The sequence below is a fragment of the Ochrobactrum sp. SFR4 genome (assembly GCF_019730395.1).
In the GTDB taxonomy this organism is placed as follows: Bacteria; Pseudomonadota; Alphaproteobacteria; order Rhizobiales; family Rhizobiaceae; genus Pseudochrobactrum.
Genome location: NZ_JAAPBB010000473.1, coordinates 1 through 330, shown reverse-complemented (window position 1 = coordinate 330; position 330 = coordinate 1). Strand labels below are relative to the sequence as shown.

At 52.1% G+C, this 330-nt stretch carries 1 protein-coding gene; it reads right to left on the bottom strand.

Going from position 1 to position 330, the window contains the following annotated elements; genetic code table 11:
• Positions 1 to 14: 14 nt before the first annotated feature.
• A partial coding sequence (locus HBA93_RS19860; RefSeq protein ID WP_221724431.1) for a hypothetical protein occupies positions 15 to 330 on the bottom strand: 316 nt, incomplete at its 5' end.

Sequence of the window (330 nt, the reverse complement as noted above, 5' to 3'; positions counted from 1 at the left end):
CGGGGTTTTTATTTTTAGCGAGCCATTCGCAGGGCTTGCTCCAGTCCAAAGTCCTCCATTGTGTCTTTGATTGTTCTGTACTCAGCGGTCGCTTGAAACCGGACGAGTTGAGTGGCTGTCTCTGCATCAAGCTCCACACCGGCTTTAATCTTGGTTTCCAGATCAAGCGCCCACTTAAACCGGCGCGCTGACGCACTCAGTCCAGCATCTGGATCAAGATGTACGACCTTGGAAGTTTTGCTGGCCTGCGCCTCGCGCTGCATAGCTTCATGCAGTTCTGCAGCTTTCTTGTTGAGCGCTTTCGGCTGAATTCCTTTTTGCGGAACTGTC